At 73.4% G+C, this 9240-nt stretch carries 8 protein-coding genes and 2 pseudogenes; 6 read left to right on the top strand and 4 right to left on the bottom strand.

Annotated features, from left to right (window positions below):
- From ABZU46_RS29280 to ABZU46_RS29270, 3 genes and pseudogenes are all read right to left on the bottom strand, one after another.
- Positions 1 to 384: pseudogene (locus ABZU46_RS29280) on the bottom strand (acetyl-CoA carboxylase biotin carboxyl carrier protein subunit); the annotation flags it as partial.
- The gene (locus ABZU46_RS29275) at positions 381 to 2150 is read right to left on the bottom strand and encodes an acetyl-CoA carboxylase carboxyltransferase subunit alpha (RefSeq protein ID WP_354862799.1); all 1770 of its coding nucleotides are present in this window, start codon (positions 2148 to 2150) and stop codon (positions 381 to 383) included. The pseudogene ABZU46_RS29280 and the gene ABZU46_RS29275, both read right to left, overlap by 4 nt.
- Positions 2147 to 2485 (bottom strand): TcmI family type II polyketide cyclase, encoded by a 339-nt coding sequence (locus ABZU46_RS29270; RefSeq protein WP_354862797.1) that lies wholly within the window; start codon positions 2483 to 2485, stop codon positions 2147 to 2149. Before ABZU46_RS29270 ends, ABZU46_RS29275 begins: the two co-directional genes overlap by 4 nt.
- A gap of 446 nt (positions 2486 to 2931) precedes the next feature.
- Here ABZU46_RS29270 and ABZU46_RS29265 point away from each other — a divergent pair, with 446 nt between their 5' ends.
- The 5 genes and pseudogenes from ABZU46_RS29265 to ABZU46_RS29245 all read left to right on the top strand — a co-directional run bounded on the left by ABZU46_RS29265 (position 2932) and on the right by ABZU46_RS29245 (position 7814).
- Positions 2932 to 3735: a BTAD domain-containing putative transcriptional regulator gene (locus tag ABZU46_RS29265; protein WP_354862796.1), complete on the top strand. Its 804-nt coding sequence runs from the start codon at positions 2932 to 2934 to the stop codon at positions 3733 to 3735.
- 102 nt (positions 3736 to 3837) lie between these two features.
- Positions 3838 to 4185: a TcmI family type II polyketide cyclase gene (locus ABZU46_RS29260; RefSeq protein WP_354862794.1), complete on the top strand. Its 348-nt coding sequence runs from the start codon at positions 3838 to 3840 to the stop codon at positions 4183 to 4185.
- Between the two features lie 25 nt (positions 4186 to 4210).
- Positions 4211 to 4851, top strand: a pseudogene (locus ABZU46_RS29255) (FAD-dependent monooxygenase); the annotation flags it as partial.
- A gap of 396 nt (positions 4852 to 5247) precedes the next feature.
- Positions 5248 to 6315, top strand: a complete 1068-nt coding sequence (locus ABZU46_RS29250; protein WP_354862792.1) for a hypothetical protein — start codon at positions 5248 to 5250, stop codon at positions 6313 to 6315.
- A 293-nt stretch (positions 6316 to 6608) separates the two neighbouring features.
- Positions 6609 to 7814 (top strand): low temperature requirement protein A, encoded by a 1206-nt coding sequence (locus ABZU46_RS29245; protein ID WP_354862790.1) that lies wholly within the window; start codon positions 6609 to 6611, stop codon positions 7812 to 7814.
- A gap of 43 nt (positions 7815 to 7857) precedes the next feature.
- On the opposite strand, the gene ABZU46_RS29240 is transcribed toward ABZU46_RS29245, so the two are convergent.
- Entirely contained in the window at positions 7858 to 8685 is an 828-nt protein-coding gene (locus tag ABZU46_RS29240) for a hypothetical protein (protein ID WP_354862788.1), read from the bottom strand.
- A gap of 252 nt (positions 8686 to 8937) precedes the next feature.
- On the opposite strand from ABZU46_RS29240, the gene ABZU46_RS29235 reads away from it, so the two are divergent.
- On the top strand, positions 8938 to 9144 hold the full coding sequence (locus ABZU46_RS29235) for a hypothetical protein (RefSeq protein ID WP_007460667.1): 207 nt from the start codon (positions 8938 to 8940) through the stop codon (positions 9142 to 9144).
- Positions 9145 to 9240 lie beyond the last annotated feature (96 nt).

The following is a 9240-nucleotide window of genomic DNA, read 5'->3' as shown; positions in this document are numbered from 1 at the left end:
GGGCACGCCCGCGCCCGCCGACGGTGTGGCGCCGGCCGGCGGCAGTGCCCGGGGTACGTCCGGGTGCCACTGAACCTCCAGCACCGTCGTCCCGCTGCACAACCGGATCCGACGCACCGGACCGGGGATTTCGGCGAGCAGGTGTTGCGCCTGTCGACGCAGCCCGACCAGCACCTCCTCGCCGTCCGCGTCGGTCCTCGGGTGCCCGTCCGCCGGCTGACGTCCGTCCGGGCGGACACCGTCGCGGGCGTCGGCCGGCTCGGGGCCGCTCTGCGCCGCGCTCGGGCTCTCGGCGTCGGCGCGGCCCTCGGCGTCGGTTCGGCCGTCCACGTCGGGTCGGCCGTTCGGACCGTCCACGGTGGAGACCGTGGGCGCGGCGGTCATCGGGCACCCGCCCGGGCACCGGCGCGAGGGGCGCCGAACCGGCGGAACCGCTGCCGCCGCAGGCGGACCAGCATGGCGGGCGGCACGTCCAGCAGCGGCAGCAGGTTCGCCAGCAGCGCGGCGCGCAGCCGTCGGGCGGTCTCCGCGGGGTCGTCGTGGGCGGCCGTCGCCGGTTCGGGGACGATCTCGTCGACGACGCCGAGGCGACACAGGTCGGGTGCGGTCAGCCGGAGCGCGCGGGCGGCCTGCGGCGCGGCGGAGCGGTCCGGCCAGAGGATGGCGGCGCAGCCCTCCGGGCTGATCACCGAATAGACGGCGTGTTGGAGCATCAGCACCCGGTCGGCGACGGCGAGGGCCAGCGCGCCACCGCTGCCGCCCTCACCGGTGATCACCGCGAGGACGGGGGTGGGCAGGACGGTGAGGGTGAGGATGTTCTCCGCGATGGCTGCCGCCTGGCCCTGCTCCTCGGCGCTGATTCCCGGGTCGGCGCCGGGGGTGTCGACGAGAGTGACCACCGGCAGGCCGAGGCGGGCGGCGAGACGCATCAGTCGCAGCGCCTTGCGGTGCCCGGCGGGGCTGGCCATCCCGAAGTTGCGGGCGACCAGGTCGGCGGTGGTGTGCCCCTTCTGGTGGCCGATGACCATGACGTGCCGGCCGGCCAGCCGGGCGACACCGCCGACGATGGCGGGGCAGTCCCCGCCGAGCCGGTCGCCGTGCAGCTCGACGAACCCGTCGAAGACCGAGTCGAGATAGTCCAGGGTGGTGGGTCGACCCGGGTGACGGGCCGTGCGCACGGTGTCCCACGCGTCGCGTACCGCAGGTGTCGGGCCGTCGTCGGCCGGCCGCTCCCCGACCGGGCGGTGGCCGTCGGCCTCCGCCGGCGGGACCGTCGGGACCGCGCCGGCCAGGCGCTCGTGGTGTCGCGCCGGCTCCTGACGGGGTACGGGCGCACGCGCCGGACGGCCGGCGCGGGCCGCGGCCAGCAACGCCGCCAGTCGACCCCGCAGCGACCGGCGCTGCACCACCATGTCCACCTGACCGTGGCGCAGCAGGAAGTCGGCGGTCTGGAAGCCCTCCGGCAGCGCCCGGCCGGTGACCTGGCGGATCACCCGTGGTCCGGCGAAACCCATCCGGGCGCCACTCTCGGCGAGCACCAGGTCGGTGTTGGTGGCGAACGACGCCGCCACCCCTCCGTAGGTCGGGTCGGTGAGCACACTGACGGTGAGCAGACCCGCCTCGCGCAGCGCGGCGATGGCCTGGCTGACCGTGGCCATCTGCATCAGCGACAGGGCGCCCTCCTGCATCCGTGCCCCACCGGACGCGGTGACCAGGATGAGCGGCACGCGGTCGTCCAGCGCCCGCTCGGCGGTTCGGGTGATGAGCTCACCCACCGCGCAGCCGAGGCTGCCGCCGAGGAAGCGGAAGTCCATCACGGCCAGAGCGGTCGGCTGTCCGCCGATGGTGGCGGTCCCGCAGAGGACCGCCTCGGCCAGGCCCGTGCTGGCCCGCGCGGCGCTGAGCCGGTGCGGGTACGGCAGCACGTCGACGAAGTCGAGCGGGTCCGCCTCGGGCAGCCGGTCGGGCAGGAGGCGCAGGGACCCCGGGTCCACGAGCTGCCGCAGGCGTTCCGGGGCGCCGAGCCGGGTGTGCTCACCGCACTCCGGGCAGACGTCCAGGTTGCGTCGCAGCCGCTTGCGGTAGAGCAGGCTCGCACAGCCGGCGCAGCGGGACCAGAGTTGCTCCGCGTGCCCGGCGGGGGCGGTCACGAACGCCCCCCGGCGTCCGGGGCGTCGAACCGGTAGAAGCAGTGCGCCATCGCGTCGCGCGGCGAGCGCCAGGTCGGCAGGTACGGCGAGACGTACGGCCGCAGCCGGTCGCTGACCCGGACGAATTCGGGGTGACCACGGGCGGCCTCCACCGCCTCCTGCGCCGGATGCTCGGTGTCGAGCAGGTGCACGTAGAGGTCGTGCAGTCGGTACAGCGAGCGGTGCCGGACGCCGACCAGGCGCGGCAGCTCGGTCGCGTCCGACTCGGCGAAGATGTCGGCGACCTGTTCCTCGGCGGTCGGTACGACCTTCGCGACGATCAGCGATCGGTCCATGGCTGGGCCTCCCCCCAACGGCGTCCGGGCCGGCCGGTGAACCTCCGGACGTGCTGGACGACTGCCGCCACGATGCGGCAGTCGTCGTCACGGCGGCGTCACCGCAGCGGCCCGACCGGCAGCGCTGCACGGTGACGCTGCGTTGACGCAACCTGTGTATGAGCTATGCGTCCCATGTATGCGGCCCCGACCCGAGAGTGTGATGTTCTAGCAGTTCAGAACGGATCTCACGGTTGAGCACGGCTGAGGGAAGGCCAACATCGGCGTTGACTCACCGTGACCACTATTGATAATCTTCACGGTGGTCAACCCGGCGGCTCCGGCGGGCGATGCCGCGCATTCACAGCCGTGGTCGCATTCCGTCGACGGGGTCGACTGCGGCGAGGCGGCAGCCGATCCGGGACACAGCAGACAGTCGGGACGAGCGTTCCGCAGGGGGTGCCGCCGTGGCCGCTGAGCCGTCCGTGCCGACCGCCGCAGGTCCCGACGAGGCCGACCTCGCACTGCACCTGCTCGGCGGTTTCCGGCTCCTGCGCGCCACCGCGCACATCGTGGTGCCGCGCGGTCTGCAACGGGTGATCGCGCTGATCGGGCTGCGTCCCGGCGCGACCCGCAGCCAGCTGGCCGGGCTGCTCTGGCCCGACGTGTCGGAGGACCGGGCGCTGTCGTCGCTGCGTACCGCGCTGTGGCGGCTGCGGCAGGACCCGTGCTGCCCGATGGTCGTGGCCGGCGACACGGTCCGACTGGCACCGGCGGTACGGGTCGACGTGGACGACCTCGTGCAGACGGCCGCGCGCGTCCGCAACGGTGACGACCCGCGGACCACCGCCGGGGCGCTCGCCGCCGGCCGGCACGACCTGCTGCCCGGCTGGTACGACGACTGGGTGCTGCTGGACCGGGAACGGCTGCGACAACTGCGCCTGCACATGCTGGAGCAGGTGGCCGCGCAGCACCTCGCGGCGGGGCGGCACGGCGAGGCGCTGGATGCCGCGTTGGAGGCGATGGCCGCCGAGCCGCTGCGCGAGACGCCACACCGGCTGGTGGTGCGCATCCATCTCGCCGAGGGCAACGCCTTCGAGGCCGTGCACGCCTTCTACGTCTACCGTGACCTGTTGCGCCGGGAGCTACGCCTGGAGCCCAGCCCGGCGATGAGCGCCCTGCTCGACGACACGCTCGCCCCGATCCGGGCGGCCACCCGCCCGGCGGCCGTCGGCCGGGAGCCCGCCGCCCGGCCGTCATCGGCCGGGTGACGCACGTGACGGTGACGTGACACACCCTGCGGCACGGTGGGCGCAACGAGCACGTGACCACCGGCCCACGGGCCGGGATCGGCCACCGGCGGAAGGGTTCCCATGAGTCGTCTACTGATCGTCAACCGGATCATCCCGGGCGCGGAGGAGCGGGTCGCCCAGATCTTCGCCGAGTCCGACGCCACCGAACTGCCCGGTCTGACCGGCGTCACGCACCGGTCCCTGTACTGCCTGCACGACGTGTTCGTGCACCTCATCGAGACCTCGGACGTCGACCCGGGCGCCCTCGCCGCCGCCCGCAACCACCCGCTCTTCCAGCAGGTCAACGAACGACTCGCCGCCCACACCTCGCCGTACCTGTCGACCTGGCGCTCCCCCCAGGACGCCATCGCCGACTGCTTCTACCGCTGGGACGCGGCCGACGTGGCGGCGCCCCACCCGGCCGGCTGACAGGTCCACCGCCCCGCCGCACGTCCTGATCATCGGCGCCGACACCGGCGGGCTGCGCCTCGCGCACGGGCTGCGTCGCGCCGGGATCAGCGTCGCCGTCTACGAACGGCACCACCACAGCGCCGAAGGGCTGCTCGGTTACCGGGTGGGCATCGGCCCCACCGGCAGCCGGGCGCTGCGCGAGTGCCTGCCGCCGAAGCTGTCGCCACGTTCCTGGCCACCTGCGCCCGGCCGCCGAGCTACTTCAACGTCGTCACCCAACGGCTGCGCCAGACCGCCTCGTGCGAGTTGCGGCCGGCCGTCGACCCGGTGCGCACCGAACACTCGGTGGCCCGGATGGTGCTGCGCCAGGTGTTGCTGACCGACCTGGGCGACGTGGTGCGTTTCGACAAGACCTTCGTCCGGTACGAGCAGCACGACGACGGCACGGTCACCGCGTACTTCGCCGACGGGACCAGCGCCACCGGCGACCTGCTGGTGGCGGCGGATGGCACACACTCGGCGGTACGCCACCAGTACCTGCCACACGCGGTCACCCGCGACGCCGGCACCATCAACATCGCCACCCGCATTCCGCTGACCGCGCAGACCCGCGACCTCGTACCCGAGCGGGTCCGCAAGGGCATCTCGCTGATCGTCGGCGTGGTGGGCCGACTCGCGTTGCTCGGCGCGCGCGGCTACTTCGGAGTGACCAGTCGGGTGCCCCCGCTGCGGTGCCGCTTCGTCGACGACTTCCACACCTACGAGGGCGACGAGGACTGAGCGCGGCACCACCGACCCGGGCACGGCGACACGGCGCCGACCCGGGTCGCTGCGTGTGCGGCGGTCACCGCGGGGCCCGGCCCTGGTCGTCGCGCGGAACGCCGTCGAACGGCGCACGGGGCCCGCCGGTTCCGTCCTGCCGTGGCTGCGACGCTGCGTCACCCGTCAGGCACCACCCGAGGTGACCGTCCCGACCATCGTGCCGACGACCGGTCCTCTCTGTCATCGGCAAAGCACGTGTGCAAAGCTGCGGCGAGTTTTTCTCGTGACTTTTTCGATGAAATGAGAGGGAGGTTCGCCGTGGAGTGGTCTATCGGACACTCGCTGATAGTGGTACTGGCGTTGTTGCTGGGCCTGGCCGCCGGATGGTTGCTGCGCGGCCGGCAGGACACGCGGGCCAGCGGGCAGGGTCAGTCGATCGTGGACGGTGACCCCGTCGCCGGCCTGGCCGTGATCGACGCTCCGGTGCCGCCGGCCGCCACCGACGAGGCCTCCCCGGCGGCGGCCGTGGACGCCCCCCCGGCCGCGGTCACCGAGGAGCCGACCCCGGTGGACACGGTCAGCGCACCGGCTGCGGTGACCACGCGGGACGACTCCGCCCCGGACGCCGTCGACACGGGCGACATGGCCCTCACCAACGCCCCGCCGCCCGTCCCCGCCACCGAGCGGACCGACGCGGTCGACGAACCGCCCGCGGTCGCGGCGGAACCGGAGCCGGTCGCGGTCGACGAGCAGCCCGCCCCGGCGACGGTGATCGCCCCGCGGCAGCCGATGGACGACAGCATCGACACCCTGCCGTCCGAGGCGTCCCACGCCGAGGCAACCCCGGCGGAGGTCGCGCAGGCGGAGACCAACCCGGCCGAGACCACCGAGGCCGAGGCCAGCCCGGCCGAGGCCATCCCGGCGGAGACCAGCCCGGCGGAGACCAGCCCGGCCGAGACCACCGAGGCCGAGGTCACGCAGGCCGAGACCACGGACGCCGAGGTCACCCCGGCCGAGGCGACGCCGGCGGTTGCGGCGGGCGCGACCTCGGCGGACGTCGAGGACGCCGAGCCGGTGCGGGCCGCCCCGCCGGTCCGGATGGCCGAGACCACGCCGACGCAGGCGGACACCGAACCGACGGGCCCGGCGGACGACTTCCGCCGGATCCAGGGGGTCGGGCCGAAGATGGCGGCCGCGTTGCAGGCGGCCGGCGTACGCACCTACCGCCAGCTCGGCGAGCTGGACGAGCCGGCGCTGCGCGACCTGATCCGGACCGCCGGTCTACGTGCGGCACCCGCGTTGGCCACCTGGCCCCAGCAGGCGCGGGTGCTGGCCGGTGCCGGTGACCAGGCGACCGCGGTGTTGCCGGGTGGCAGCCAGGGCTGAGAGCCGACAGCGAACCCCCGGGCGCCCGTCTTCCCGACGGTCGGCCCGGGGGTTCCGTCGTTGTGGCGGAGCAGTCGGGGGCCGAGAGCCAGGGCCGTGATCGACCCGATGTCCCGAAAACCGGGCCATCCACCCGCCCGGACACCCCGGCCTCAGGAGAGCCGAGTCGATCAACCGCCTCCCCGGTCGGGGGACGACCAGACGAATCCGGAGTGGCGCGTCCGACCGCTGGCTAGCGTCGGTCGAGGTGGGCCGGATGGCTCGCCGCGTCCACCGGCACCGCAGGAGCAATCGTGCACCTCTCCGCGCCGGAGCCCGGGCACCGCAAGAGCCGACCGCCGGTGCGCGACCCGGATGCCCCCCGCCGGGTGACGCTGCTCGAACTCTTCTTCGACCTGGTGTACGTGGTCGCGCTCGCCCTCATCTCGCGGGGCATGGTCAACCAGCTCGACTGGCATCGGGCCGGTCAGTCGTTGATCCTGCTGGCCGCCGTCTGGTGGACGTGGGCGATCACCACCCTCGTCACCGACCTGTACGACCCGGACCGCACCGAGATCAAGCTGCTGATCAGCGCCGTGATGTTCGGCGCCCTGCTGATGACCACCGCGATCCCGGAGGCGTTCGGCGCACGGGGAATCGTCTTCGCCGCCACGTACGTGGCCATCCACCTCGGGCGCGGGCTGTTCCTGGTGCCGGCCGTGCGCCGGGAACCGCAGACCCAGCGCAGGGCCGTGCGCATCTTCGTCTGGTTCGCCGTGTCGGCGATCCCCTGGATCATCGGCGGGTTCGTCAGCGGCGACGCCCGGCTGGCGTGCTGGGCCATCGCGCTCGCCATCGACTACGGCGGCTTCCGGCTCGCGTACCCGGTGCCCGGGTTGGGGGTGGTGCCGGAGCCGCAGCGCAACGTCACGGCCGAGCACCTCTCCGAGCGGTACCAGCAGTTCTTCATCATCGCCCTCGGCGACGCCATCCTGACGATCGGCACCATGTTCAATTTGGCCCACTCCGCGGCGCAGAACATCGCGTCGTTCGCCGTGGCGTTCGCGACCACCCTGCTGCTCTGGCGGATCTACGTCCACAAGTCCGGCCAGCTGCTGCCGACGGCGATCAAGATGTCCGGGGCGCCGGGCAAGTTCCTGTTCACCGCGCCGTACACCCACCTGCTGATGATCTCCGGAGTGGTGGTCACGGCCTCCGGGTTCGACCTGGTGCTGCACGACGACCCCGGCCGTACGCCGCCGGCCTGGGTGGCGGTGATCCTCGGCGGCCCGGCGCTGTTCCTGGTCGGCCGGTCCTCATTCGAGTACGAGGTGTTCAGCCGGGTGTCGCCGTCGCGGGCCGGCGGCCTCCTGGCGCTGCTGACGATCGCGCCGGCGGCGATGTACCTGCCGCCGCTGTGCGCCTCCCTCGGCGCCCTGCTGGTGTTGGCCGGCGTCGCGTACGCCGACTATCGCCGCAGTCGCGGCAAACCGCCGGAGTCCCCCGCCCCGCCGCACTGACTCCCCGCACCGGCCAGCACCGGCAGGCCGATCCGGTGGTGGCTCACACCAGCGCTTCCGCGTACCCCCGGACCTGCAACCGTCGCCCGGCGGTGCTGCCGAGGCGCACCTGAAGGCCCAGCGGAGCGGCGGCCCGGCGTACGTCGTCCAGGTGCAGCGAACCGTGCCGGTCCACGGTCAGTACCGGCGGCTCCTCCAGCTCGCACTCCGGCGCGTGGAAGGAGAGCAGGGTCACCGAGGTGGTGAGGTAGCCGGGGTAGGCGGCGCGAGCGGCCGCCTCGTCCGGGTGGGCGAGCACCACCAGGTCGTCGAGGTGGGCGAAGTCGGCGGCGAGCGCGCCGGCCTTCCAGTGCGCCGGCTCCTCGACCATCCCGGTGTGGTGTCGGGACCGGTTCGCCGACGTGATGTTGAGGTGATCGGTGCCGGTCTCGGTGAGCGCCCGCTCGAAGAACGTGTTGGACGGGCAGGTGAGACCGGGAGCGATGACCTGGGTGGTACGCAGGCCGTGGTCGAGCTGGGTGAGGTGTTCGGGCAGCCGGTCGGCGGCGGGGCCCCGGAATCCGAACGGCCCGGCGCCGTAGAGGGCGTCCATCAGCGCCCGCACCCGGCCGATCGGCAACCGGGGCGAGATCCGGGACCAGTCGAACATTCCCGGGACCCGTCCGATGGCGGTGGTGATGCTGCCGACCTGGTGGACCGGGCGGCCCTTGGCCAGGTTGACCCGGCGGACGGTGGTCGCGTCCGGCCGGGTGACGATCGCGTAGAAGTTGGCGAACGCCACCGCGACGACCGCGCCGCCGGCGAGCGCGCGGGCCGCGACCGCGACGTCCTCGGGGCGGTCGATGGACAGAAATGGGGTCGGCGCGTTCATGGGTCCTCCTCGGCGGGGCCGTGAGGCAGTTCTACGTCCGGTCGCCCGTACCGCGGCCGGGTCGGTCGGCGATCCGATAGCCGACCGTCGGGACGCGATGCGGGCGGCCGATGCCGACGCGGTACCGACGGCGGACGGCATCGGCCGGACGGAGGATCCGGCGTAGGGGCCGGACGCCCACCGTTAGCCGCGCGACCCGATTGGGTACAACGCCTGCACCTCAGATCCACCACATTCCTTCAGGAGGCAGCGATGCGCGGCACCTCGATACTCGGAGTCATCGTCGTGATCTGGCTGGTGATCGGCGCCATCGCCGGCGGCCAGCGGGGCTACTACAGCGGCGACGACACCAACTGCGCCGAGGCCGGCACGATCCTGGTCACGATCGTGGCCGGACCGCTGAACTACATCGGGGCCAACCCCAAGGTCGACTGCAAGCTGCCCGAGCCGTCCAAGTAGGACGAACACGGTCCACCGGCCCGCGCCCGTCCAGGGCGCGGGCCGTTTGCCGCCCGGGGTTGAGGGGCACGGTGCCCGCCCCGGGGCGGGCCCCGT

This window comes from Micromonospora sp. NPDC005197 (assembly GCF_040608295.1).
Lineage (GTDB): Bacteria > Actinomycetota > Actinomycetes > Mycobacteriales > Micromonosporaceae > Micromonospora.
Note: the sequence above shows the minus strand (reverse complement) of the source record. Positions and strands in the feature narration are given on the sequence as shown.

Excerpts from the sequence above, each read along its gene's own strand:
- ABZU46_RS29240 (WP_354862788.1), bottom strand. The coding sequence starts at position 8,685 with ATGAACGCGCCGACCCCATTTCTGTCCATCGACCGCCCCGAGGACGTC.
- ABZU46_RS29260 (WP_354862794.1), top strand. The coding sequence starts at position 3,838 with ATGAGTCGTCTACTGATCGTCAACCGGATCATCCCGGGCGCGGAGGAG.
- ABZU46_RS29235 (WP_007460667.1), top strand. The coding sequence starts at position 8,938 with ATGCGCGGCACCTCGATACTCGGAGTCATCGTCGTGATCTGGCTGGTG.
- ABZU46_RS29270 (WP_354862797.1), bottom strand. The coding sequence starts at position 2,485 with ATGGACCGATCGCTGATCGTCGCGAAGGTCGTACCGACCGCCGAGGAA.